The 23,796-nt window shown below is 70.9% G+C and carries 23 protein-coding genes and 1 pseudogene; 6 read left to right on the top strand and 18 right to left on the bottom strand.

What is annotated here, in order from left to right:
• Positions 1-51 precede the first annotated feature (51 nt).
• Both fxsBH and fxsA read right to left on the bottom strand, forming a co-directional pair.
• Positions 52-2,307 (bottom strand): radical SAM/SPASM protein FxsBH, inactivated beta-hydroxylase extension form, encoded by a 2,256-nt coding sequence (gene fxsBH, locus ABD858_RS06275; protein WP_345035119.1) that lies wholly within the window; start codon positions 2,305-2,307, stop codon positions 52-54.
• Positions 2,308-2,316: 9 nt separating this feature from the next.
• On the bottom strand, positions 2,317-2,484 hold the full coding sequence (gene fxsA / locus ABD858_RS06280; protein ID WP_345035120.1) for an FxSxx-COOH cyclophane-containing RiPP peptide: 168 nt from the start codon (positions 2,482-2,484) through the stop codon (positions 2,317-2,319).
• A 239-nt stretch (positions 2,485-2,723) separates the two neighbouring features.
• Here fxsA and ABD858_RS06285 point away from each other — a divergent pair, with 239 nt between their 5' ends.
• Positions 2,724-3,635 (top strand): DUF4231 domain-containing protein, encoded by a 912-nt coding sequence (locus ABD858_RS06285; protein WP_345035121.1) that lies wholly within the window; start codon positions 2,724-2,726, stop codon positions 3,633-3,635.
• 93 nt (positions 3,636-3,728) lie between these two features.
• On the opposite strand, the gene ABD858_RS06290 is transcribed toward ABD858_RS06285, so the two are convergent.
• The 5 genes from ABD858_RS06290 to ABD858_RS06310 all read right to left on the bottom strand — a co-directional run bounded on the left by ABD858_RS06290 (position 3,729) and on the right by ABD858_RS06310 (position 9,252).
• A complete protein-coding gene (locus ABD858_RS06290; protein ID WP_345035122.1) occupies positions 3,729-4,208 on the bottom strand; it encodes a hypothetical protein in 480 nt (159 codons plus the stop codon).
• Between the two features lie 151 nt (positions 4,209-4,359).
• Positions 4,360-5,262 (bottom strand): S1 family peptidase, encoded by a 903-nt coding sequence (locus ABD858_RS06295; RefSeq protein WP_345035123.1) that lies wholly within the window; start codon positions 5,260-5,262, stop codon positions 4,360-4,362.
• A 186-nt stretch (positions 5,263-5,448) separates the two neighbouring features.
• Positions 5,449-6,297 (bottom strand): S1 family peptidase, encoded by an 849-nt coding sequence (locus tag ABD858_RS06300; RefSeq protein ID WP_345035125.1) that lies wholly within the window; start codon positions 6,295-6,297, stop codon positions 5,449-5,451.
• Between the two features lie 691 nt (positions 6,298-6,988).
• A complete protein-coding gene (locus ABD858_RS06305; RefSeq protein WP_345035126.1) occupies positions 6,989-7,795 on the bottom strand; it encodes a DUF1684 domain-containing protein in 807 nt (268 codons plus the stop codon).
• A gap of 284 nt (positions 7,796-8,079) precedes the next feature.
• Positions 8,080-9,252, bottom strand: coding sequence for a DUF5685 family protein (locus ABD858_RS06310; RefSeq protein WP_345035127.1), 1,173 nt, complete (start codon positions 9,250-9,252; stop codon positions 8,080-8,082).
• 217 nt (positions 9,253-9,469) lie between these two features.
• Here ABD858_RS06310 and ABD858_RS06315 point away from each other — a divergent pair, with 217 nt between their 5' ends.
• Positions 9,470-9,904, top strand: a complete 435-nt coding sequence (locus tag ABD858_RS06315) for a cell division protein SepF (RefSeq protein ID WP_345035128.1) — start codon at positions 9,470-9,472, stop codon at positions 9,902-9,904.
• Between the two features lie 392 nt (positions 9,905-10,296).
• Here the strand turns inward: ABD858_RS06315 and ABD858_RS06320 are convergent, their stop codons facing one another.
• Positions 10,297-11,493 carry an acyl-CoA dehydrogenase family protein gene (locus tag ABD858_RS06320; RefSeq protein ID WP_345035130.1) on the bottom strand — a complete coding sequence of 399 codons (1,197 nt, stop codon included), beginning with the start codon at positions 11,491-11,493 and terminating at the stop codon, positions 10,297-10,299.
• Between the two features lie 108 nt (positions 11,494-11,601).
• Positions 11,602-13,248, bottom strand: a complete 1,647-nt coding sequence (locus ABD858_RS06325) for an MFS transporter (RefSeq protein WP_345035131.1) — start codon at positions 13,246-13,248, stop codon at positions 11,602-11,604.
• Positions 13,249-13,721: 473 nt separating this feature from the next.
• On the opposite strand from ABD858_RS06325, the gene ABD858_RS06330 reads away from it, so the two are divergent.
• Positions 13,722-14,729, top strand: a complete 1,008-nt coding sequence (locus tag ABD858_RS06330; RefSeq protein ID WP_345035132.1) for a phosphatase PAP2 family protein — start codon at positions 13,722-13,724, stop codon at positions 14,727-14,729.
• Between the two features lie 84 nt (positions 14,730-14,813).
• On the opposite strand, the gene ABD858_RS06335 is transcribed toward ABD858_RS06330, so the two are convergent.
• Together ABD858_RS06335 and ABD858_RS06340 are read right to left on the bottom strand one after the other, a co-directional pair.
• Positions 14,814-15,029, bottom strand: coding sequence for an I78 family peptidase inhibitor (locus tag ABD858_RS06335; RefSeq protein ID WP_345035133.1), 216 nt, complete (start codon positions 15,027-15,029; stop codon positions 14,814-14,816).
• A gap of 461 nt (positions 15,030-15,490) precedes the next feature.
• Positions 15,491-16,347 (bottom strand): annotated as a pseudogene (locus ABD858_RS06340) (RNA-guided endonuclease InsQ/TnpB family protein); the annotation flags it as partial.
• 29 nt (positions 16,348-16,376) lie between these two features.
• Here ABD858_RS06340 and ABD858_RS06345 point away from each other — a divergent pair.
• A complete protein-coding gene (locus ABD858_RS06345) occupies positions 16,377-16,535 on the top strand; it encodes a hypothetical protein (protein ID WP_345035135.1) in 159 nt (52 codons plus the stop codon).
• Here the strand turns inward: ABD858_RS06345 and ABD858_RS06350 are convergent.
• Both ABD858_RS06350 and ABD858_RS06355 read right to left on the bottom strand, forming a co-directional pair.
• Complete coding sequence (locus tag ABD858_RS06350) at positions 16,495-17,052, bottom strand: transglycosylase family protein (RefSeq protein WP_345035137.1); 558 nt, start codon at positions 17,050-17,052, stop codon at positions 16,495-16,497. The two genes, ABD858_RS06345 and ABD858_RS06350, sit on opposite strands and share 41 nt — an antisense overlap.
• Positions 17,053-17,056: 4 nt before the next feature.
• Positions 17,057-17,353, bottom strand: a complete 297-nt coding sequence (locus ABD858_RS06355) for a LysM peptidoglycan-binding domain-containing protein (protein WP_345035138.1) — start codon at positions 17,351-17,353, stop codon at positions 17,057-17,059.
• 646 nt (positions 17,354-17,999) lie between these two features.
• On the opposite strand from ABD858_RS06355, the gene ABD858_RS06360 reads away from it, so the two are divergent.
• Both ABD858_RS06360 and ABD858_RS06365 read left to right on the top strand, forming a co-directional pair.
• A complete protein-coding gene (locus ABD858_RS06360; protein WP_345035140.1) occupies positions 18,000-18,773 on the top strand; it encodes a hypothetical protein in 774 nt (257 codons plus the stop codon).
• A 55-nt stretch (positions 18,774-18,828) separates the two neighbouring features.
• On the top strand, positions 18,829-19,197 hold the full coding sequence (locus ABD858_RS06365; RefSeq protein ID WP_345035141.1) for a hypothetical protein: 369 nt from the start codon (positions 18,829-18,831) through the stop codon (positions 19,195-19,197).
• A gap of 5 nt (positions 19,198-19,202) precedes the next feature.
• Here the strand turns inward: ABD858_RS06365 and der are convergent, their stop codons facing one another.
• The 5 genes from der to aroH all read right to left on the bottom strand — a co-directional run bounded on the left by der (position 19,203) and on the right by aroH (position 23,744).
• The gene (der, locus tag ABD858_RS06370) at positions 19,203-20,651 is read right to left on the bottom strand and encodes a ribosome biogenesis GTPase Der (protein WP_345035142.1); all 1,449 of its coding nucleotides are present in this window, start codon (positions 20,649-20,651) and stop codon (positions 19,203-19,205) included.
• 63 nt (positions 20,652-20,714) lie between these two features.
• Complete coding sequence (locus ABD858_RS06375; protein WP_345035144.1) at positions 20,715-21,359, bottom strand: lysophospholipid acyltransferase family protein; 645 nt, start codon at positions 21,357-21,359, stop codon at positions 20,715-20,717.
• Complete coding sequence (gene cmk, locus ABD858_RS06380; RefSeq protein ID WP_345035145.1) at positions 21,356-22,039, bottom strand: (d)CMP kinase; 684 nt, start codon at positions 22,037-22,039, stop codon at positions 21,356-21,358. Before cmk ends, ABD858_RS06375 begins: the two co-directional genes overlap by 4 nt.
• A gap of 260 nt (positions 22,040-22,299) precedes the next feature.
• A complete protein-coding gene (locus tag ABD858_RS06385; RefSeq protein ID WP_345035146.1) occupies positions 22,300-23,385 on the bottom strand; it encodes a prephenate dehydrogenase in 1,086 nt (361 codons plus the stop codon).
• Positions 23,382-23,744: a chorismate mutase gene (gene aroH, locus ABD858_RS06390; RefSeq protein WP_345035147.1), complete on the bottom strand. Its 363-nt coding sequence runs from the start codon at positions 23,742-23,744 to the stop codon at positions 23,382-23,384. The genes ABD858_RS06385 and aroH overlap by 4 nt, the downstream gene beginning before the upstream one ends.
• Positions 23,745-23,796 lie beyond the last annotated feature (52 nt).

Below are 23,796 nucleotides of genomic sequence, written 5' to 3' on the forward strand. Positions count from 1 at the left end.
ACACCGTCCCAGACCCCAAAACCGGCACTCCGGCCCCCCGGAGGTGGAACGTCAGCCCCGCTCACCCGCCGCCGCCCCCTCCCATTCGCCCCACAGCACAGCCAGCAGGCTCTTCCCGCTCACGGTCAGTTCGGCCGCCTGTTCCAGAGCTTCCAGCGCCCGGCGGCTCTCCGCCAGAGCTCGTACGGCCAGTTCCGCGGTGGCCTCGTCCGCCCGCCAGTACGCGGCCAGCGCGACGCGTTCGTACGCCCCGACCAGCAACCCCGACACCGGCACCGGCTCCCCCTGCCACGGCGCCGGATGGAGCCAGTCGCCGTCCAGAGCGTACAGATCGGCCACCTCGCACAGGGCCCGCAGCTCGGCACGCCGAAAACCGCGCAGCAACGCTGGGGCGAGCATCCGCCCGCCGGCGAGGACGGGGACGCCCAGTGCGCCGTAGCCGTGCCGACCCGCCGAAGGCTCCCCGGAGGCCAGCGGGGTGAATGTGGTCAGCGCGGCGACGGCCCGGTTCGCATGGCCGGGCACGGCCGCCCGCAGCAAGGCCCATGCCTCGGCGAGCAGACGGCTCCAGGCGGCGGCCTCGGCCGGCTCGAGCCGGGGGTGCGCGGGGGTGGGGAAGCAGTCCCGGTACGGGTCGACGTCGTCCAGCACCAGGCCGGTGACGCCGAGCCTGCGGACGGGCCACCAGCCGGGGGCCGGTTCTCCGGGGCATACGATCCGCCGCTCGACACCGTCCACGCGGACCACGAAACCGTCCTCGGCGGGGCGGACCTCGGCACTGCCGTGCTCCCCCGGCCCGCCCAGCACCAGCGAGCCCAGCGTGGGCAGACTGAGCGTGCCGTCCCTCCAACCGGCCCGGACGGTCAGGTCCAGCCCGCCACGCACGGCCGCCGCCGCGGTGTACGCCGAGAGGAATCCCGCGGCCCCGGCCGCGCCGGGCCGCTCCTCGCGCAGGGCGTCGAGGGTGTCCAGCAGCCAGCTGCGGGCGTAGGGATGGGCCAGTACTTCGTCAAGGCTGCCGAGGCCGTCGGAGCGCTGCTCGATGGTGCCCGCCAGCTCCCACGCCTCGTCCCAGGCCTCGCCGCCGCGCCCGTCGAGATCGGCGTGCAGCCGGGCGAGCAGAGTACGGGTCAGCTCGTCCTGCCCGGCGGCCTGCTCGGCGGGGTCCCGCACCGCGGGGGAGGCCGTACGCGCCGCTGTACGGGCCTCGATGCCGAGGATGAGGGCCTTCAGGTCGGCGCAGTAGACGGAGGGGTTGTCGAAGCCGGATTCCGGAGCGTACCGGTGCGTGTAGAGACCCCCTCCGCACGAACGGACGACCGGACACCGGCGGCACTGCTCGCTGACGCCGGCCAGCCCCAGTTGCCTGGCCCGTACCCCGGGATGGGCGGCGACCTCGTCGAAGGAGTGACGGAACACGTCGAAGCCGGTGGAGGCCGCGCCGTCGTAGGCGCTCTTGAGCGAGTCGACCTGCTCGAGGGTGCCGTCGGTCTCGACGACGACCAGATCGGTGGGGGCGAGGCCCAGGGACTCGGTCAGGCTGGGACCGCCGCCGAGGGTGGAGAGCACCGACGCGAAGAGACGAACCGGGACCGGGCGGCCCTGCCGCTCCCAGCGGTCGAAGACGGCCAGGATCCAGTCGGCGTAGGCGGTCGGCGAACCGTCCGGGCGGGCCGGAGGGGCCTCCCAGGTGGCGTGGGGCAGCAGGAAGTCGATGCGCGGCGGGTCCAGGGCGGTCAGCGCGTCCAGTACGGCGGCCGGGTCGTTCGCCACGTCGATGGTGCACAGAAGGCCGAGATACAGGTGGCGGAAGCGCTCCTGGCTGAGCAGTTCGACGGCTCCGAGGACCAGGGGGTGGCTGGTGCGGCCGTCGGCGAAGCGGCGATGGCGGTCATTGGCCGCTTTGTCGCCGTCGAGGGAGATTCCGACCTTGACGTCGTACTCGTCGAAGAGGTCGAGATGGCGGCTGCTCAGCTGCACACCGTTGGTATGGATGCGCAGGTCGAGGCCGGCGACTCCGGCGAGGGCCGTGGTCAGCTCCTCGCAGACGCGTCTCAGCCGGGGGATGCCCGCCAGCAGGGGCTCCCCTCCGTGCAGGATCACTGACACGGAGGGCAGTGCATGTGTCTTCGCATGCTCAGCCAGTCGCAGAGCTGTCCAGGAAATGGCCTCGTCGGAGATTGCCCTGGGGCGGGTTCGCCAGCTCTGATCTGCGTGTTCATAGATATAGCAGTGGTCACAAGCAAGATCGCATCTGCTGTGGACCTTGAGAACGATCTCGCGGAATGGGACCAGGGGTCCTGTCATTCCGCCAGTCTAGAGCGCCGAGTTGAAAGTGGACGCCTGTACAGAGCGGCCGATTGACGCGGGAAGGACCCGGCCGAGCTTCTTGGCGGCGTCGGCACCGCGCACATCGATCTCGGCGAGGGGTACGCGGTTCTTCTTCGCAGCGGCGAAGGAGACAGAGGATTCTGAGGTCTTCACGGCCGTCCTTGCTGACGTTGTTCCGGATAGGGACGCTGCACCGGCATCTGCACCATTGCAGTGTCGGCGGCACGACTTTACTCTCATGGCCACTGATGGCAACTGAGGTCGGCCACTTGAGGCCGGAGCGTTGCGGCACAATCGATCCGGTGAAAGAAACCGGCTCTACTTCGAAAGAGTGAAGACGAAAACCGCAGACGGGGGTGCATGTGACAGCGTTTCCCGGCCCACTGCAGAGTATGGTCTTCCGGAACGCTGATCTGCCGAAGCTGTTCCACCACACGGATTCCGTTGCCATAGCCCGGCAGCGGGAGGCGGTGAACACCATCCGCTCGCAGCTGTTTCTGCTGGTCGTGGGCGCTGCCCTGGCCGCGCTGCCCTGGCGGCTGAAGCTCGGCGGCACGTTCCAACTGGTCAGTGCGCTCAGCGCGCTCGCGTACGCCGGCGTGCTACTGATGACGTACCGCGCCACCAGACGCCGAGCAAAGTCGCACTGGCAACTCAACAGGTCCGCGGCGGACTTCATCAAGTCCATGTGCTGGCGCTACGCCGTGCACGGGACACCCTTCGACTCCGATTCCCCCGACCATGAACGGCTGTTCATCGCTCAGGTGGAGGAGGGGCTCCGGGAACTGAGAAAGGTCGGCTGGCAGGATCCGCGGGACGGCTCGGCCGGCCTGCCGGAAGCCGGCGATCCCGACCTGATCACCGCTGCCATGCGGGAGTTACGGGCCAAGTCGTTCGGCGTCCGCAGGGAGACCTATGTACGGGACCGGCTGATCGAGCAGCGCAACTGGTACCGGCGGCGCCAGGACCGGACCCGGCGCGCCGCGGCACTGTGGTCGGCGGCCATCGTCGTACTCACCGCGCTCGCGCTGCTCTTCGGTACGCTGCGCGCCTTCTCGGTGGCGGAACCGGCCGACCTGGCGGGGCTGCTGTCGGCGTCGGCCGCCGCCTGTATCGCCTGGAGCGAGTCGCGGCGCCATCAGCCGCTGATCGCGGCGCTCTCCCTGGTGGAGCAGGATCTGATGGCCATGCATACGGCGATGGAGAACACCGTCGGCGAGCGGCAGTGGGCCTCGGCGGTGTACGAGACGGAGCGGATCGTCTCGCCGCAGCACACCGAGTGGGTTGCCAGACACCGGAGTTGAGCAACAGCCAGGTGCTTCGCTGCATGCCCGAAGAAGGAGTAAGCCCGGAGTGCTGAGCAACAGCGCCCCGGGGTGCTTCAGCCGCGCGGCGCCTCACGCCCGTTCCACGCCCTCGCACCAGATGACCGTCACCGGTTTGCCGGCGTCGAGGGCGTAGTTCACGATGTCGCCGGTGCCCCCGCGCCCCCGTGCCGGGCGGCCGTCCCACACCGCCAGCAGCCGGTCGCAGTTGTCGGCGATATAGGCGCCCGCGGCGTAGTAGGCCTCGTCGGTGGAGTGCTCGAATCCCATCCGGACCTCCTGGGTGGCCCGCTCCTTCAGCCTCCGGTACTGGGCCAGTTCCCCGGCGTCGGCGAAGCCCCGCTCGTAGTCGCCGCTGGGGATGACCACGGTCAGTTCGGCCCCGCATTCCAGGGCGATGTCGGCGAACAGCTGGTCGGCGCCGGCTGCCAGGCTGGACAGCGCCTCCAACGCACCGCCGTGCCCGCAGAGCGCGGCGCGCAGCGCGGAGCGGATGTGGTCGAGGACTTCCGAGGGGATGTTCCGGTGGCCGGTCACTCCGATGCGTTTCACTAAGCCCCCCATCCGGTCCGCGTCAGCTGCCCTGCCATCCTCTCAAAACGGCGCAGAACGTCCAGCTCTGCGACATACGGGAGCCCCCGCCCGGTCGGCGCCGGGCGGGGGCTCGCGTGCTGCTGGCTGCAGTCAGGGGTGGGACGGAGGGTCAGTACACGCTGACGCCATAGGCGTTGAGGGCCTCGACCACGGGCTGGAAGTAGGTGGTACCACCGGTGGTGCAGTTGCCGCTGCCGCCGGAGGTGAGGCCCAGGGCCGTGGTGCCGGAGTAGAGCGCGCCGCCGGAGTCACCGGGCTCGGCACAGATGTTCGTACGGATCATGCCGTAGACGATGTCGCCGCCACCGTAGTTGACGGTGTAGTTGAGGCCGGTGACGGTGCCGCAGTGAATGCCGGTGGTGGAGCCGCGCCGGCAGGCCGACTGGTTGACCGAGGGGTTCGCGGCACTGGTGATGTCCTGGCTTCCCACGGTGCCCGGGTGCGCGAGGGAAGTGTTGCTGTAGCGCACCAGACCGTAGTCGTTGACGGGGAAGCTGGAGCCCGCCGTGGGGCCGATGAGCGTGGTGTGCGCGGAGCTGGTGTACCAGTTGCCCGCGCCGTCGGTGCAGTGACCGGCGGTCAGGAAGTAGTAGGTGCTCCCGCTGCGCACATTGAACCCGAGCGAACAGCGCCAGCTGTCCGCGTAGATGGCGTCGCCGCCGGCGATGTACCTGGTGATCTTTCCGGGGGTGCGCTCCACCTTGATGGCCCCGGCGTTGCGCCCGGCGGCCTGCTTGATCGTGGCGATCTCCGCCGTGGAGACGGTGCTGTCCGCGGTGACCACCAGTGCATTGGCCGCCTGGTCGACATGCCAGGCGGTTCCTGCCACGTCCGCGGCGAGAACGGCGTCACCCGCGGCGGCGAGGGCGGTGGCACTGTATGTGGTCGCTGCGGGGTCGGCGCTGGCCTGGGGCATCGCGAGCCCGATCGCGGCCAGGAGGCCGGAGGTGACTGCGAGCAGCCGGGTTCGTCTCGCAGGGCCGCTTCGGAACGTGGTGCGCTTGATCCTCACTTCTTCTCCTCCCGAAGGGAATTGAGGGTCGCTGAAGGTGGGGGGACCCGTGAGGCGCAGCCGAGGGGCACAGCCGCATTCCATGTGCGCCGTGCCCCTGACAAGCGCTGTGGGGAGTATTCGGCGGCCCGGCCACCGGGCGCAAGGGCGCCTTTTCGGCCGGGTCGCGGGGGACGTCGGACTGGGCTAGTAGACGTTCACCTTGTACTTGGCCAGCGCCTCGGGGACGGGCTGGTAGAAGGTGGTTCCGCCGACGGTGCAGTTGCCGCTGCCGCCGGAGGTGATACCGAGCGCCTTGTTGCCGTCGTAGAGCGCGCCGCCGGAGTCGCCGGGCTCGGCGCAGACATTGGTCTGGATCATGCCGCGGACGGTGCCGCCGCCCGAGTAGCGCACGGTCACGTTCAGCGCGGTGACCGTTCCGCCGTGGGTGCCGGTGGTCGAGCCGGTACGCTTGACCGGCTCGCCGACATAGGCGTCGGCGGCGCTGAAACCGCCGGGGTGGCTCAGCGAGGCGTTGTCGTAGCGCACCAGGGCGTAGTCGTTGCCCGGGAAGCTGGAGCCGGCGGTGGCGCCGATCAGTGTGGACTGGCCGGAGTTGGTGTACCAGGCGTTGGCGACATTGCCGCAGTGGCCGGCGGTGAGGAAGTAGTAGGTGCTGCCGCTGACGACGTTGAAGCCGAGCGAACAGCGGTAGCCGCCGCCGTAGATGGCGTCACCGGAGGCGAGCAGGGGCTTGAACACACCGGCCGCACGCTGGATCCGTACCGCGCCCGCGTCCGTTCCGGCGGCCCGCTTGATCCTGCCCAGTCCGGCGATGGAGACCGTGCTGTCGGCGGTCACCACGACCCTGTCGGCCGCCTGGTCGACATACCAGGCAGTGCCTCCGACGTTCGCCTTCTCCACGGCTGTGCTCACCGCGGCAAGCCGGTCCGCGCTGTACGTGCGGGGGGCCGCCGCGGTGGCGTTGGGCAGCGCGGCCGCGGTGGCGGCCGCCAGACCGGCGGCGACGGCGAGCAGTCGAGTACGTCTCCTCACAGTGCTCCTCCTCAGGAGTGGGGGCCCGGGGTCGGAACCCGGAGGCAGCCACAGGCTTGGCGTGCGCCTGTCAGCGCCAGCGTGAAATATGGGGCATGGTTCAGGACGGGGCAAGGGTGCTTTGAGGACAACCCTGAGGCGGTGGCCGGCCGCCGCCTCAGGGTGTCCACGACGAAGGGGTGGCAACTGCTCTTCCAGCAAAGTTCCTTGGGGGGATTAGCTCGGTTGGGTGATTGTCGGGTTGATGGCTTGTGGTTCGGGCGGGGGCCTCGGGTGGCGTCGCGAGTGCGATCTGGGATGCCGGGTGCGGTGCCGGCGTGCGGGGCCCCTGCTCCACCGGCGAGATGGTTCAGGGCCTCCCCGTCGCCTCTGGCCGCCCCCACATGGCCGGGTCGTGAGACGGTGCCCATCAGCGGCCTCCGGCCGCAGGCCGCCCTTCCGGGACCGGACCATGGACAGGATCCGTGTCGCCACCCGGAGGCGAAAGCGGACGACCTGGGGGCACCTCCGGGGGCACCTCCGGGGGCGCCTCTGGGGGCGCCTCCCAGCGGTAGCTGGGGGAGGTAGCTGGGGGAGGTAGCTGGGGGAGGTAGCTGGGGGAGGTAGCTGGGGGAGGTAGCTGGCGGAGTGCCCAAGACCGTTCGGGGCGCGCCGGCGAGCGGACTCACTCCCGCTCACTGGCAGGGAACGGTCAGTGGAGGGCGGTGTCGCGGGTGCGCACACTGCGCTCCCCGGCCGGAATGTCGACGTCCAGCGTGTTGCCCGGTGGCGGGAACGGGCAGATGAAGTGGTCAGCGAAGGCACACGGCGGCAGCAGCACCCGGTTGAAGTCCACCGTCACGCTGCCGTCGGCGGCAGGGGCCGTGGGCCGCAGGAAGCGGAACCGGTAGCTGCTCTCTCCGCTGGTGCCGTCGGCGAAGACGGCCCACAGCGAGCCGTCGGCCTCGACCGCGACCTGGAGGCTCTGCTCCGCACCGTGCAGATCGAAGACCAGCTCCCCCGAGAGCCCGAGACCGCGCTCCTGCCCGTCCGCGTTCGGCACCCGCACCGTGTGCTCCTCGGTGTACGGACGGAAGACGCCGGGCACCGCCCAGGCTTCGTCATAGGGCGTGGCCTCGATGCCGGCGAAGGTGCGCCGGGTCTCGGCGCGCGGGTCCCAGACCCGTACTGCCCAGAGCCCCTCGCGGCGCATCACCACCAGCCGCTGCTCGCCGTGCGCGAGCCGCGACTCGCCGACCGGGGTGTGGTCCGCACCCAGCCGGACCTGCCCCGTGAAGGGCTCCCCGTCCAGTGTGAGACCGTCCTCGGCCGTCGCGGTCAGTACGACCTCGTCGCCGTCCTCGGTCCAGTGGCCGGGAATCGCCGCTATGCGTCCGCCGTCCGCGTCGGCGAGCCAGTACGTCCCGGTCAGGGCGAGCGGGCCGTACATGGCGGAGACCATCGCGGTGCGCTGTTCGTGCCAGTGCTTCCATTCCTGCTGCACATCCGTACTACTCATACGATGAACCTATCCACTCGGGAGCGGTCAGTCCGAGGTGAGGGCACGGGATGGGGCCGGTGCGATCGGTACGGAAGCCACCCGCTCCGGGAGCAACGGCGCTGTCTGGCCGACGACATTGGCGAGTCCGCCGGACGCCGGATGCGGCACAAGGATGAATCCGCCGGCCGCGTCCATACGGACGAACCCCGCCCCTCCGGTCCATGGCCGACGCGGGGTCCCTACTCCGTACGGGTGAACGGACGAGGTGCGCCGCCCGCCCGTTCGAAAAGCAGCCCGCGTGATCAGCCGTCACAGGGGCAGCAGCATTCGCACCCGTCGCAACAGCACCCGTCGCAACCGTCGCAGCAACAGCCGTCGCAACTGTCGCGGTTGCAGTCGCACTTGTGGCAGCAGCCCTCGCGCTTCTTCCGCGACCAGGGACCTTCATACGACTCCGAACAGCACATCTTGCAGGTGCAGCACAGGCCGATGGCCACCGCGCAGCCGGCCCAGAAGCCGCGCGGGGGTGTGTGGGGCTCGCCGCCGAAGCCGGGCGGAAATCCGACGGGGCCGCCGTTCCAGGACGGAGGCGGCGGCCCGTATCCCTGGTGCGCGCAGGTCGTCGGGCCGAACGCCCGGTCCACCGACCGGCTCAGCTCGTGCACCAGCAGAACGTGTGCCAGCTTGCCGTCGACGAATTCGGTGCCCTTCAGCGCGAGCCGGATTCCGTGCAGGGCGTCGTCGGCGAGCCTCCGCGCCTCGGCGAGGCTGGTGCCCGTCGCGGTGAGGGGGTTCCAGGAACCCGACGTGGCGTCAGTTTCCCTGTCCTCAACGGCATCCAGCAGGTGTGCCAGCCGTCCGAAGAGCCGGCCCGCCTCGGCCAGCGGCTCGGCGTTCCACGGTGTGCCGGCGAGTACGGCGGTGTGGGCGAAGGCGGCCGCGGTCGCCGTCTCGGTCGGCTCGGTGACCGTGAGCAGCGGGGTGCCGGGGCCCGCCAGCGCCTCGATGCCGGTCTGCCGGTCGACCGCGTCGACCAGAACCGCCGTGTCGAACCCCAGCTCCGCGCCGGCCCGGGCACCGGCCCGGTTCCAGCTCGCGGCGACCCGGCGCGCGGCCGCTGCCACCGGGCGCCGCTTCAGCAGCCCGTCCCGGTCGGCGACATGGTCCCGTACCTTCGCCGAGGCCAGCACCAGGGACACCGCGGCAGCCAGCCTGGCTCCCTCGCCGCGGGCGACGGGGGCGGTGCGCATGGCGCGCAGCGGGCACGGGCCCGCGGTGCGCCGCCATCCGTTGGTCCGATCCGCCTGAGCCTCCGCCAGAACCGAGACGATCAGCCCGTCGTAGTTGGTGACGATACGGGCGAGCTGCCCGTGGTCGGAGCGAAGTGCCAGGCAAAGCCCGCAGAGATGGGCCATCCACTCCGTCCGGAGGCCCTCCGAGAGCCGGTGCGAGCAGGGTCTGACTATCCCGAACAATGCACTTCTCCCCCATCACCCATACAGCCTGACTTTCATATTTTGCGTTCAGTCAGGGGCCGTGCGCAGGAACAACCTTGATGAACCGCCACACGTTCTGCACCAGTACCGTCACGAATCCCCTGTACGGAGACCGTCCACTTGGCGCGCGATCAGCATCATGGACGACCATAGGGGTGCGGAACGCTGAGGGAACCGCTGTGAAAGGAGGCGTCCGATGGGATCAGTGCGCAAAGCGAGTGCCTGGCTGGGGCTTGTCGAGGACAACAACGACGACGACCGCTACTACGACGACGAGTACGCCGAGGAAGCCGGCGACCCCTGGGTGACCGACCCGCGGGTGCGGGTGGCCTCCGAGTCGGCCCAGGACCAGGGCCGCAGGATCGCCACCATCACGCCTGACGGCTTCCGGGACGCGCGCGGCATCGGCGAGCTCTTCCGCGACGGCATCCCGGTCATCGTGAACCTCACGTCCATGGAGCCCGGCGACGCCAAGCGCGTGGTCGACTTCGCGGCCGGACTGACCTTCGGTCTGCGGGGCTCCATCGAGCGGGTGGCCACCAGGGTCTTCCTGCTGACCCCCGCCGACACCCAGATCGTCAACGGGGAATCATCAGGCCGTTTCCAGGGCGGCTTCTTCAACCAGAGCTAGGAGACAACTGAAGATCTTGCTCGGGCCGCCCGAGTCGCCCTGATTCACCCGTAAATGTCGATCGGGGCAATCCGGTGCAAGGCGGGTGCGTTTTCAAGATCTTCAGGGCGCTCCTAGGTCCTGGCCGGCCGGTCATGCCGGGCTCGCGGCGTCCGGCACCGCACCTCTCCCCCGTAGCCCTTCGGGCACGGGAGGTACCCCCACCGTTGTCGTCGGTCGCCGATGTCCCCCAGCTGCCTCCCCCAGCTACCGCTGGGGGTGCCCCCAGAGGTGCCCCTCACCGCATGCGTGGACACCAGCCGCTCCGCGGCGGGCGCTCCCTGATCCGGCCTGACCAACCGGACAGGACCTACGGCAGGGCCGCCCACCTGCCACTGGTCGCGCTCCGCCGCTCAGCGGAACGCGTCGAGACCGGTGAGCGCCTTGCCCAGCACCAGCTGGTGCATCTCGACGGTGCCCTCGTAGGTGAGCACGGACTCCAGGTTGGTCGCGTGCCGCATGACCGGGTACTCGAGCGAGATCCCGTTGGCACCGAGGATGGTGCGTGAGGTGCGGCAGATCTCGATCGCCTCCCGCACATTGTTGAGCTTCCCGAAGCTGACCTGCTCCGGGCGGAGCTTCCCCGCATCCATCCGCAGGCCGAGGTGATGGGCGAGCAGGATGCCCTTGTGCAGTTCCAGCGCCATGTCCGCGAGCTTGGCTTGGGTGAGCTGGAAGCCGCCGATCGGCCTGCCGAACTGCTCGCGCGTCTTCGCGTACTCCAGCGCCGCCTCGAAGCTGGAGCGCGCCGCCCCCATGGCACCCCAGACGATTCCGTAGCGCGCATGGCTCAGACAGCTGAGCGGGCCACGCAGCCCGGTGACGCCCGGCAGCACCGCGTCATCGGGCAGCCGCACCTCGTCGAGGACGAGCTCACTGGTGACCGAGGCGCGCAGGGACCACTTGTGCTTGATCTCGGGGGCCGAGAAGCCGGGCGCGTCGGTGGGGACCGCGAAACCGCGGATGCCCTCGTCGGTCTGCGCCCAGACCACGGCGACCCCGGCCACCGAGCCGTTGGTGATCCACATCTTACGGCCGGTGAGCACCCAGTCGCCGCCGTCGCGCTTGGCGTACGTACGCATCGAGGCGGGGTCGGAGCCGTGGTCGGGCTCGGTCAGCCCGAAGCAGCCGATGATCTCGCCGGCCGCCATGCCCGGCAGCCACCGCTGCTTCTGCTCCTCGGAGCCGAAGCGGTGGATGGCGTACATCGCGAGAGATCCCTGTACGGAGACCAGGGAGCGGATACCGGAGTCGGCGGCCTCCAGCTCCAGGCAGGCGAGCCCGTACTGGACGGCGCTCGCGCCCGCGCAGCCGTAGCCCTCCAAGGACATGCCGAGGGCGCCGATCGAGCCGAGTTCGCGGGCCAGCTCGCGGATGCCGGGCAGCTCTCCGCGCTCGTACCAGTCGGCGATGTGCGGCATCACCCGGTCGGCGGCCCATGAGCGGACCGTGTCACGGATCGCGAGATCCTCCGGGCTCAGCAGATCATCGAGGCCGAGGGGGTCGACGGGGTCGAACGGCGGCAGCTTCGAGGACGGAGTTGCGGACATGACGGGGCCTCCGGGCACTCTCACGCGGCCGTGCTCGCCCGGGGACAGCCCCCGGCGAACACAACCAAAACTAGCAGCGGTAGTTATTGCTGCCGCTGACGTTACGGCTCAGTGTGCCGCTCGTCCAGACCCGGCCGTCTCCGCCGGCTCGCGCCGCACCGGCGCGGGAACCTCCGCGGCCACCTCCCGGTCCGCCGGCGGCTCCGCCGCCCCCTCGGGCACGGGGCAATCCATCACCTTCGGCAGCCGCAGCGCCGCCAGGGCGCCGAGCAGCAGCAGACCGGCGCTGACCACCAGCGTGACGTGCAGGCCGTGGACGAAGGAGTCCCGCGCCGCAGCCCGCAGCGCCTGCCCGGCCGGTCCGCCCAGCTGCAGGGCCACCTGATAGGCCTCGCCTAGCGAGTTGGCCGCGTCCGCGCCGGCCTCGGCCGGGACGCCGGCCACCCGCGACAGCCCCGGGGCGTAGGCGGCGTTCATGACACTGCCGAGGAGGGCGATGCCCATGCCCGCGCCGAGCTGGTACGAGGTCTCTCCGATGGCCGCGGCGCCGCCGGCGCGATCGGCCGGGGCCTCGCTGAGCATCGACTCGTACGCCCCGAAGAGCGTGGTCTGCAGCCCGAAGCCGAGCAGTACGAAGCCCGTCGTGAGCAGCGCCGGCCGGTCGTGGTACCCCATCAGGGTCAGCAGCAGCACCGCGAGAGCGGTGAGCACGAAGCCCAGCGAGACCATCAGCCGCGGGCCGGTCCGGCGCAGTGTGTACGAGCCGGTGGCGCCGGCCGCCATGGCGGCGAAGGTCAGCGGCAGCAGCCTCAGCCCGGTCTCCAGCGGGCTGAGGTCCAGCACCAGCTGGAGGTACTGGACGGCGATCAGCTCCAGGCCGACCAGCGCCAGCATGGCCAGCACGATGCAGCCGACCGAGGTGGCGAAGGCGGTCCTGGCGAACATCCTGATGTCGATCAGCGGATGTTCGCGGCGCTTCTGCCGCCGCACAAAGAGGACCAGCAGGGTGGCGCCGACCAGCAGCGGGCCGAGCGTGCCGAGGCCGAGCACGGTTCCGCCGCCGCCCAGCCGCTTGACGCCGAGGACCGAGCCGAGCACTCCGGCCGCGGCCATGAGTGCGCCGAGCACGTCCCAGGGGCCGTCGCCGCTGCCTCTCGACTCGGGCAGCAGCCAGCGGCCGAGCGGCAGGATGAGCGCCATCAGCGGAATGTTGATCAGGAAGACCGAGCCCCACCAGAAGTTCTCGACGAGGAAGCCGCCGAGTACGGGTCCGGTGGCGGCGCCGACCGCGGCCACCGCGGTCCAGACGCCGATGGCCGTCGCCCGCTCACGGCGGTCCGGGAAGACCTGGCGCAGGATCGACAGGGTCGCCGGCATGATCATCGCGCCGCCGACGCCGAGCAGGGCGCGGGCCGCGATCAGTACCTGAGGGGTGCCGGCGAGGGCGGCGACGGCGGAGGCCGTACCGAAGATCGCGTAACCGAGCAGCAGAATGCGGCGGCGCCCGACCCGGTCACCCAGCGTGCCGAAGAGGATCAGCAGCGAGGCACAGATCAGCGGATAGGCGTCGACGATCCAGAGCAGCTCCATGGCGCTGGGGCGCAGGTCCTCGGTGACCGCGGGGATGGCGACATGCAGCACGGTCGCGTCGAGCGCGACCAGCAGGAGGCTGACGCAGAGGACGACGAGGACGACCCAGCGGTTGGTGCCGACTCCCGCAGACGGCCGGAGGCCGGCGGTGGTCGTCCGGGTCATGCATGTACCTCCCACTGCTGGGCCTGATCCGGGACGGTTCCCGGACCTCGGCCCGGTCGATTCCCTCGCGCTCGGCGGACCGGCGGAGGGTGTCCCCGGGGGCCCGGCATCGACGGACGAGTGAGCCGCCAGCGTACGCGAGTTCACACCAGTGGCGCGTGGTCCACCTCTCACGGCGGCACGCGACGGTGTGTGGCGTGCGCCACTCCGGGGGCCGAAGTAAGTGATCTTGATACGGCCCGCCACCCTCCCGGCACCGCCCGGGAAATTCCCGCACTATGCCGCCGAGAGACAATTAAACGGCCCGGAAACACCCTCCCGACACGCCCAGGAAAGAATAGCGGAGAACGTCACTCGCTTTTCCGGACGGCCCCCCGAAAAGCGCTCGCGTGAGACCTACTCCACATCACATCGTCGTCACGAACAGCCCGGATCGGCTTGGCCCGACACTCACTCGCTGTAACGTCGATTGAGTGCGTACCGACCGAATCTTCGCCCGCCTGGACCGGGAGCTGGAGCCGCCGAAGACAGAGATCCCCCGGATGAGCCGTACCCGTCGGGCTCTCTTCGGAACGACGCTGGCCTTCTATGTGGCCATCGTCGTGGCCGTGCTGACGACGTCCTGGCTGGTGGCCCTGGACTGGAAGGTCATGCTCTTCCGGCCGTACGAGCAGTGGCCCGAAGTGCACGCCACGCTGGACTACTTCGTGGTGCTCGGCCAGCGCGGACCCACCGCCGTGATGGTGGCGGCCTGGCTCGGCTGGCGCTCATGGCGCCAGCACACCCTGCGCCCGCTGCTGGTGCTGGCCACCTCGTTGCTGCTGCTGAACACCACGGTGGGCGCGGTCAAGATCGGACTCGGCCGGCTCGGCCCTCACTACGCGACGCAGATCGGCTCGGCCGAACTCTTCGCCGGCGGCGACATATTTCCTTCCGGACACACCGCCAACGCCGTCGTGACCTGGGGAATCCTGTCGTACTTGGCCACCACCCCCCGGGCCAGGCGGTGGCTCTCGGTCCTCTCCGCCGTGGTCGCTCTCGGAGTCGGTGCGACCACGGTCTACCTCGGTACGCACTGGCTGAGCGATGTGCTGCTCGGCTGGGCGGCGGGCCTGCTGATCCTGCTGGCACTGCCCTGGTTCGAGCCGCTGATCGCCCGTACCGAGGCCTGGATCTTCGCCATGCGCGAACTGTGGCGCGCCCGCCGCGGCACCGTTCCCGCACTGCCCGTCCCTGCCGGGAACGGTGCCGCGATAGTGCCGCAGCGCCGCCCCGCCCAGAAAGAGCCGGTACGCGAGCCGGTGAGCGCCGGCGGTTCCGGACGGTCCACGACCGGCCGGAGCGGCGGGCACCTCGGCGCACGCCCGCACGCAATACGTTCGGAGCGCACACCGGTCACCCCGGCCGGCAGCAGACATCCGTCGCACTCCGACCGTGCGCCCCGCGGAGCGTCACCGGCCCGCCCGGTGACGGGCGGCTGACAGCCCCCGGGCGCGGGGAGGTACGCACCACTCCCCCGCCCGTGAAGGCCCCGGCGGCTCCTGGAGGAGCCGCCGGGGCCTTCGTCAGCCCTTCCAGCAGCGGACCACCCTGCCGCCGTCGACTTCGAAGTTCAGCCGCCCCGCCAGGTACTCCATCGTGATGATGGCGCCCGGCGGCAGCGCCCTGACGGTCGTCCAGCCGCGCACTCGGGCCAGCCGCTTCGCGGCTTCCGCGTCGAGGCCGACATAGGACTCGGGGGCGTCGTCGGACTGTGCGGGAGGGATCGGTATGGATGCCATGACACTCACGGTAGGCGGCACCGCACGGTGACGGAAGCCGGGGCCGCGGGCACCCCCGGGCGGTCCACGTACCCCACCCGGTCACACTTCTGTCACAGGACCACGACACGCGTTCACCCCGAACGACTTCACCCGAACGGGCAGTTCCTGACTCCGGAGGAAGCTATTCCACAGCCCCTTCCGAGACGCCGAATTACCTCCCCGGAATTCCCGCACGGCACGCCGCCCGAGGGCCGTCGAATTCACAGCTCCCGGCGTACGGTCCCGGCCCGACTGCCCACCGGGAATTTACGGTTTCCTTACACGATCCGCAGCCGAAGTCCGAGCCGCGGAGACTGGCTCGCGGCCATCGGACGGCACGGGGAGCGGCTCAGTCGAGAGCCCGGGACAGCCGGTCCCGGACCGTCCTGATGTGCTCGGTGAGCTCCCTGGGCTCGACGACCTCGACGTCGAAGCCCATGAACACCCTTGGCCCACTTGCGGCCGGTGTCCTGCCGCTGCCGGGCGACCTTCTTGTACAGCTTGGCCCGCAGCCGCTTCGCTGCGCGGTATCCCTTCGAGGCGGCCTGCCCCTTCTTCGGACGGCGGCGGGCCATCATCCGGTCGTACCGGGTCAGCTTCGCGGCGGCCGTCCTGCCGTACTCGGCGTGCGGCAGGTCGTGGGCGTCGCTGGTAGTGGTGGCGGTCTCCTTCACACCTCAGTCCACGCCGATCACTCGCCCTGTCTCAGGGAGCTGCCGGGCCTCGGTGGGGGCGACAAAGCCGGCGTACCAGTGGCCGAGGTCCTGGTACACGCGCACCGAGGACGGAGCGGCGGGCAGGTCCCGCGACCACACCCCCGTCAGGGAGATGCCGCCCGCGGGGTACCGCTTGCCGTCCTTGAGGCGGAAGCCGCGGGCCGGGTGTAGTTGAGCGTCGGCAGCGCCTCACGCTTCGTCTTCCACGTCGGCATCCCAGCCCGACGCGCCACGGGCAGCCGGTCCTTGATGTCCTTCTGGGCCCTGGCGCGGGATGTGCCGAAGTCCCGGATCAACTGCTGCTGAGGAACCGAGCTGCCCTCGGCCGGCCACGGCGTTGTCCGCCGGGCCTCGGTCAGCATCCTGTCGAACTGGGCCGGACCGCAGGTCCGCTCAGGTGTGCCTTCGGGGCGGTTCTGGTTCCAGGCGTGTATCTGCCGGGACTTGGCCACGCACTCGTTCCAGATCCAGCGGCATCGGTCCCACTCCGCCATGAGGGAAGTGCGGACGGTGGACGGCACGCGAAGCCGGAAAGCGAACCGGGCATACCCGGCGTCCTCAGCTACCTGCGGCGGCGCCATGCCCCCATACGCTCGCGACGTCCGGTGCGGTGCATCGCGGCGTTGTGTTGGGCGCGCTCGACGCGGCGGTCGTGGTCGCCGAGCCACGGCTGCCGGCGACCGTCCGCACGGCGGTGGTGCACGAACTGCGCCGCGGCTCGGTGGTCTTCAGCGGGGAGTCCGATGAACTGCGGAACCGCGTGGAATGACCAGCATGGTGCCGGACACGACATGGTTCGGGTTCGGGCCGATCACCTTGCGGTTGGCCTTGTACAGGCTCGCCCAGCCACCAGGGACGCGAAAGCGGCGGGCCAGCGAAGACAGGGAGTCGCCGGGCTGCACGACGAGCACGCGCCCGGAGAGCTTGTACCTCCTGGAGCACACGGGCCAGGCCTCCCAGCCCTGGGCGGAGAGAACCGCCTCGGCGATCTTGATCTGCTGCGCGCGGGTGGCGAGGTCGGCACGTGCGGCGTAGGCGCGTCCGCCGTGCTCCACCCAGGTCGGCTGCCAGAACTGGAGTCCTCCGTAGTAGCCGTTTCCGGTGTTGATGTGCCAGTTTCCGCCGCTCTCGCACTTCGCCATGCAGCCCCAGGGCCACTGGTCGGCAGCACAGGAGTGCGGGGGCGACGCTGCGGCCGCGTACGCGGACGGCATTCCTGTACCGAGCGGCACGAGGGCAAGCGGGACGGTCAGCGCGAGGGCCGGCCAGAGACGGTTCTTCGCCATCGGCTCACGCTCGCACCGGCGTGCGCCCCAGGGCGCACGCCGCGCGGCGTGCGCGGGCAGGCCCCACCCGGTCGGCGGACGGACGGGGCAGCACCCGCGCGTCAGACGGCGAGCCGCTGTCCCGGGACGATGACGTCCGGGTCGGCCCGATGACGGCCCGGTTCAGGGCATGCAGGGCCTGCCAGGTGGTGTTGTGCGCGGCGGCGATCGCACTCAGCGTGTCGCCGGACCTGACGGTGTGGTTGCCCCAGGTGGCGCTTCGCCCGGTGTGGGCCCCGGCCCGCTGAGGCGCCTGGGCCACCGGAGCCTGCGCCGGCCCGGCCGCGGGCTTCGCGGCGGGCTTCGCGGCGGGCTTCGCTGGCGCCGGGGCGGGGCCATACGCGCCGGCCCGCGCGACGCAGGCAGGCCAAGCGCCCCACCGAGCGCTCCCTCTCGAAGAACCCGGGGTCCCCAGGAAGAGCGGGCCATGGGCGCGTCCGGCGCCTGGGGGCCGCTCCGCCCCGCCCGCCGCGGGGTGGTGCGGGCTTTGCCGGTTCCGTGCCGTACTGGCCGACGCGGATCGGCGGGCGCATCCGGGGTGGTGCTCGGTGCACACGGCGGAGGGATCCAGGGAGCCCCTGCCCGGACTTCAACCGATTCCGCGCCATTCCAGGTCAGTTGCGAATTGCCGCCGGTATCGTCGAATTCCGGCCACCCGTTAGATTCGTCGATTTCAGCATTTTTCGACCCGCCAGCCATACGATCCGTGACTCACCTCACCGGTCCAACTCCCGGCAGTCCAGTGGCCGTTGACATGGAGTGAGGCCCTCCGCGACCCTGCGCACCCTCCGCGCCGGACCGGTTCGACTCCGTTCGCCTTCACGCGTGACTCAGGCCATGGATCGGCCGTTGTCATCGGTACGAGCCGGGAACGGCCCGGCCGACGCACTCAGTTCGAGGAGTCACCCGTGTCGCGCATGCTCTACGTCAGCGAAGACGTACGCGCCGAGATCGGCGACGAAGAAGCCGCCCGGCTGCTCGCCGGGGAGGGCGCCCCGGGCACCTACGACTGCACCTCCTGCCGCACCCAGGGCAACTCGGACCAGGAACCGACCAGCACGGTGCTGTTCGTCGGCGAGGAGACCGCGGTCCTCGCCTTCGCCCATGCCGGCTGCATTCCCTCACAGGTCGTCAGGGTCTCCGAGGAGCAGTTGCAGGGCGCTGTGCGCAGTATCACGGGCGCGGGCCAGGAACCGCCGGCCGACATCGCGCCCGAGCAGGCCGTGCTCGGTGTCACCAGCGGTCTCGTACTGGTCGAGGGAGATCTGCGCCCCGCTCTGGTCGTCGAGCCGACCGCCCCCATCGCCCGGCCCGGATGGGCCCCGGGCGGCGACGAATTCCTGCCGCTCCTGATCGAGCAGGGATTCCTTCCGGTGACCGAGGTCGGCCGGATGCCCTACCTGCTCTCCGGCTGGTCCGTACTGCTCGCGATGGGCCGACTGCACGCGATTCTTCAGCCCGGCGCCGGAAGCCCGGTCTCCTGGTGGCAGGCGCACCAGCCGCTCCAGGTCACCGAGGGCTGGCGGGCCGCGGCCACCAGGACGCGGACCGTCCTGGTCTTCTGCGCGCCCGTCGGCACGATCGGGCACCAGTCGCGCGAGGATCTGCTGCGCGATGCCCTGGAGAAGGCCGCGGCCGGTGGTGTCCTGGTCGCCGCGGCGATGCCGCTGGCCGGCACCTGAGCACATGTCCGCGCCCAGGCCGCATCCTGCGGGCGACGGGGTCGTTGGCACATACGTGCACGCATACGACCCCCTCCGCCCGCCGTACCAGATCGCGATCCCCGCCATGCGCCCGTCGCTGGAGGTGACCGGCGGCCACTCCCCCACCCCGATCTACGACGCGTTGTACTCCGAGTACCGCCGCGCCCTCAGAGCACTGCCGGGCGACCGGTCGGGCGAGGAGAACCTGAAGTTCACGGGATTCGCCTCCGCGCACCACAGCGGCCGCGGCTGGCACCTGGTCGGGTATGTCAGCGGCTCCGGGAATCCCGGACACCCGGGCGACACCGGGCACGCCTCCGGATCCTCACGCAACGGCGGGCGGCAGCACCCGGGGCATCACCTCCCGGCCGCGCTGCCGCCCGGCCCCCGCAGGGGCCTGTAGCCCGGTTACTTCTTCCGGCCGCGCTTCTCGCGCACCCGCACCGAGATGTGGATCGGGGTGCCCTCGAAGCCGAACTCCTCACGCAGCCGCCGCTCGACGAATCGCCGGTAGCCGTGCTCCAGGAAGCCGGAGGCGAAGAGCACGAAGCGCGGCGGCTTGGTGCCGGCCTGCGTCCCGAAGAGGATGCGGGGCTGCTTGCCGCCGCGGATCGGGTGCGGGTGGGCGGCGACCAGCTCGCCCAGGAAGGCGTTCAGCCGCCCGGTCGGCACCCGGGTCTCCCAGCCCGCCAGTGCCGTCTCGATCGCCGGGACCAGCTTCTCCATATGACGGCCGGTACGCGCCGAGACGTTCACCCGCGGCGCCCAGGAGACCTGCTGCATTTCGGTATCGATCTCGCGCTCGAGGTAGTAGCGGCGCTCCTCGTCGAGGGTGTCCCACTTGTTGTACGCGATGACCAGCGCACGGCCCGCCTCGACGGCCATCGTGATGATCCGCTGGTCCTGGACGCTGATGGACTCGCTGGTGTCGATCAGCACGACCGCCACCTCCGCCTTCTCGACGGCCGCCGCGGTGCGCAGCGAGGCGTAGTAGTCCGCGCCCTCCTGCAGGTGGACCCGCTTGCGAATACCGGCGGTGTCCACGAACTTCCAGGTGGTGCCGCCGAGTTCGATGAGCTCGTCGACCGGGTCGCGGGTGGTGCCCGCGAGCTCGTTGACGACGACCCGCTCCTCGCCCGCAACCTTGTTCAGCAGGGACGACTTGCCGACGTTCGGGCGGCCGATGAGCGCGATGCGACGCGGACCGCCGACGGCGTTGCCGAAGGTCTGGGCGGGCGCCTCGGGCAGCGCCTTGAGCACCTCGTCGAGCAGGTCGCCGGTGCCACGGCCGTGCAGCGCGGACACCGGGAAGGGCTCGCCGAGCCCCAGCGACCACAGCATCGCCGCGTCGGCCTCGCCGGACGGGCCGTCGACCTTGTTGGCGGCCAGCACGACGGGCTTGCCGGCCCGGCGCAGCAGCTTGACGACGGCCTCGTCGGTGTCGGTGGCGCCGACCGTGGCGTCCACGACGAAGACGACCGCATCGGCGGCCTCGATCGCGAACTCGGCCTGGGCGGCGACGGAGGCGTCGATGCCGAGCACGTCCTGCTCCCAGCCGCCGGTGTCGACGACCTTGAAGCGGCGGCCGGCCCATTCGGCCTCGTACGTGACACGGTCACGGGTGACGCCGGGCTTGTCCTCGACGACCGCCTCACGGCGGCCGATGATGCGGTTCACCAGGGTCGACTTGCCGACGTTCGGGCGGCCGACGACGGCGAGGACGGGCAGCGGGCCGTGGCCGGCCTCCTCGATCGCGCCCTCGACGTCCTCGATGTCGAAGCCTTCTTCCGCGGCGAGCTCCATGAACTCCGCGTACTCGGCGTCGCCGAGCGCTCCGTGGTCGTGCTGGTCGTTCATGAAGTCCGTTCCTCGTCGTTCGTGGTGATCGGTGAGCCCGTGGGCTCACTACTCAAGTCTTGCCTAGCGCCCCGTGAGACGCCTTGCGTTTTTCAGGTGTCCGGCCAGCCGCTCCTGAATGCGCACCGTGGCGTCGTCCAGGACCGCGCGGGTGCGTCTGCCGCTACCGTCCCCGGCCTCGAAGGCGTCACCGAAGACGACATCGACCCTGCTGCGCAGCGGAGGGAGCCCCTGTATCAACCGTCCTCGGCTCTCCGCACTTCCCAGTACGGCGACCGGGACGATCGGCGCACCGGACCGTACGGCGAAGTAGGCCAGCCCGGCACGCAGCGAGGCGAAGTCGCCCTCGCCCCGGGTGCCCTCGGGGAAGATGCCGAGCAGGCCGCCGTTCTCCAGCACGGAGAGGGCATGTGTGATCGCCGTGCGGTCGGCGCTCGTACGGTCCACCTTCAGCTGTCCGATTCCCTCCAGGAACCGGCCGAGCGGGCCGACGAACGCCTCCTGCTTGATCAGGAAGTGCACGGGACGGGGCGCGGTGCCCATCAGCATCGGGCCGTCGAGGTTGTGTGCGTGGTTGACGGCGAGGATCGCCGGGCCGATCGCCGGGACCCGCCAGGCTCCGAGTACCCGCGGCTTCCACAGCCCGTACATCAGCCCGATGCCGATCCTCCGGCCGACCGCGGCACCCCGCTCCGAGGGAGCGGTCACCTGGCGGCCGCCCGCTTCTCCTCGACGAGGGTGACCACACACTCCACGACCTGGTCCAGGGTCAGGTCGGTGGTGTCCACCTCGACGGCGTCGTCCGCCTTGGCGAGCGGGGAGGTCCTACGGCTGGAGTCGGCCTCGTCCCGCTTGATCAGGGCCGCCTTGGTGGAGGCCAGGTCGGCGGACTCCTTGCCCTTGAGCTCACCGCTGCGGCGCGCGGCGCGCGCCTCCGGGGAAGCGGTCAGGAAGATCTTGAGGTCGGCGTCCGGCAGCACGGTCGTACCGATGTCACGGCCCTCGACGACGATGCCCTGCCGGGCCGTCAGGGCGATGGAGCGCTGCAGCTCGGTGATCACCGCGCGGACCTCGGCCACCGCGCTGACCGCGCTGACCTTGGAGGTGACCTCCTGGGTCCGGATCGGGCCGGCCACGTCGACGCCGTCGACCGTGATGGTCGGACCGGCCGGGTCGGTGCCGGAGACGATCACGGGCTTGGCGGAGGCGGTCGCGATCGCGGCGGGGTCGTCGGTGTCGATCCCGTTGTTGATCATCCACCAGGTGATCGCCCGGTACTGGGCGCCGGTGTCCAGGTAGCTGAGGCCGAGCTTGGCGGCGACGGCCTTCGAGGTGCTGGACTTGCCCGTGCCGGAGGGGCCGTCGATGGCGACGATCACGGATTCCACGGTGTGGGACACCTTCCTGGTACACGGGAGCGGGTATGCGGCGGGGCGGGAACGGCCCCCGCACAAGGTTACTGGCTGGCCGCGCCCACCCCGAACGCCCCGGGTTCCGCCCCGGCGGAACGACTGCCCCGCCCATGCCGGATCGACCAGCCCCGCACCCTCCTCTCCACCGCCGCCCACGCACCGCCCGGCGCCGGGCCGCCTCACGGGCTTCGGACGCCTGGCCGGCCTCCGGCCGCCGAGTGGTCGCCACGGATGGGCTACTGCCGGATCGACCAGCCGCGCTCCCGCAGCGCCGCCGACAGGACCGGCGCCGCCTTCGGTTCGACCATCAGCTGGACCAGGCCCGCCTGCTGGCCCGTCGCGTGCTCGATGCGGACGTCCTCGACGTTGACCCCGGCACGGCCCGCGTCCGCGAAGATACGGGCCAGTTCGCCCGGCTGGTCGCTGATGAGGACGGCCACGACCTCGTACACCGTGGGGGCGGCCCCGTGCTTTCCGGGGACCCGGTGGCGGCCCGCGTTGCCCCGGCGCAGTACGTCCTCAATACCCTCGGCTCCCTCATGGCGCTTGGCCTCGTCCGAGGACTCGAGGGCGCGCAGGGACCGTACGGTCTCGTCCAGGTCCGCGGCGATCCCGGCCAGCACATCGGCGACTGGCCCCGGGTTGGCGGAGAGGATCTCGACCCACATCCGGGGGTCGGAGGCGGCGATCCGGGTGACGTCCCGGATGCCCTGCCCGCACAGGCGTACCGCCGCTTCGCCGGCCTCCTCCAGCCGCGCCGCGACCATCGATGAGACCAGCTGGGGGGTGTGGGAGACCAGCGCCACGGCCCGGTCATGGGCGTCGGCGTCCATGACGACCGGCACGGCCCGGCACAGGGCGACCAGTTCCAGGGCGAGGTTGAGCACCTCGGTGTCCGTGTCCCGGGTCGGGGTGAGCACCCAGGGGCGCCCCTCGAAGAGGTCGGCGGTGGCGGCCAGCGGGCCGGAGCGCTCCTTGCCGGACATCGGATGCGTACCGATGTACGAGGTGAGGTCCAGGCCCAGCGCCTCCAGCTCGCGGCGCGGGCCGCCCTTGACGCTGGCGACGTCGAGGTAGCCGCGGGCGACGCCGCGGCGCATGGCGTCGGCGAGGGTCGCCGCCACATGCGCGGGCGGCACGGCGACGACCGCGAGGTCGACCCTGCCCTCGGCCGGCTCGTCCGTGCCCGCGCCGAGCGCCGCGGCGGTGCGGGCCTGCGCCTGGTCGTGGTCGACGAGGTGGACCTCGACGCCGCGGCCGGACAGGGCGAGAGCGGCGGAGGTTCCGATCAGACCGGTGCCGATGACGAGCGCGGTTCTCACTGGGCGATGTCCTTGCGCAGGGAGGCCGCGGCGCCGAGGTAGACGTGCGCGATCTCCGACTTGGCCAGTTCGGTCTCGACGTGGGCGAGCAGCCGTACGACGCGCGGCATGGCGCCCGTGACGTCCAGCTCCTGGGCGCAGATCAGCGGTACGTCGACGATGCCCAGCTTCCGCGCCGCGGCGGCCGGGAAGTCGCTGTGCAGATCGGGCGTGGCCGTGAACCAGACGCTGATCAGGTCGTCGGCGGTGAGGCCGTTGCGCTCGAGTACGGCCGTGAGCAGCGCGCCGACCTGCTCGTCCATGTGCCCGGACTCGTCCCGTTCCAGCTGGACGGCTCCACGGACCGCTCGTACCGCCACGTCGTACTCCTCACTGCGTGCTTGCTGCGACTCCGTTTCAGCCTAGTGCCGC

Source organism: Streptomyces sannanensis (assembly GCF_039536205.1).
Taxonomy (GTDB): domain Bacteria; phylum Actinomycetota; class Actinomycetes; order Streptomycetales; family Streptomycetaceae; genus Streptomyces; species Streptomyces sannanensis.

Bases quoted from the DNA above. Each gene is read 5' to 3' on its own strand.
- ABD858_RS06320 (WP_345035130.1), bottom strand. From the start codon at position 11,493: ATGTCCGCAACTCCGTCCTCGAAGCTGCCGCCGTTCGACCCCGTCGAC.
- ABD858_RS06350 (WP_345035137.1), bottom strand. From the start codon at position 17,052: ATGGCGAAGAACCGTCTCTGGCCGGCCCTCGCGCTGACCGTCCCGCTT.
- ABD858_RS06315 (WP_345035128.1), top strand. From the start codon at position 9,470: ATGGGATCAGTGCGCAAAGCGAGTGCCTGGCTGGGGCTTGTCGAGGAC.
- ABD858_RS06325 (WP_345035131.1), bottom strand. From the start codon at position 13,248: ATGACCCGGACGACCACCGCCGGCCTCCGGCCGTCTGCGGGAGTCGGC.
- der (WP_345035142.1), bottom strand. From the start codon at position 20,651: ATGAACGACCAGCACGACCACGGAGCGCTCGGCGACGCCGAGTACGCG.
- fxsBH (WP_345035119.1), bottom strand. From the start codon at position 2,307: ATGACAGGACCCCTGGTCCCATTCCGCGAGATCGTTCTCAAGGTCCAC.
- ABD858_RS06285 (WP_345035121.1), top strand. From the start codon at position 2,724: ATGGTCTTCCGGAACGCTGATCTGCCGAAGCTGTTCCACCACACGGAT.
- ABD858_RS06305 (WP_345035126.1), bottom strand. From the start codon at position 7,795: ATGAGTAGTACGGATGTGCAGCAGGAATGGAAGCACTGGCACGAACAG.
- ABD858_RS06335 (WP_345035133.1), bottom strand. From the start codon at position 15,029: ATGGCATCCATACCGATCCCTCCCGCACAGTCCGACGACGCCCCCGAG.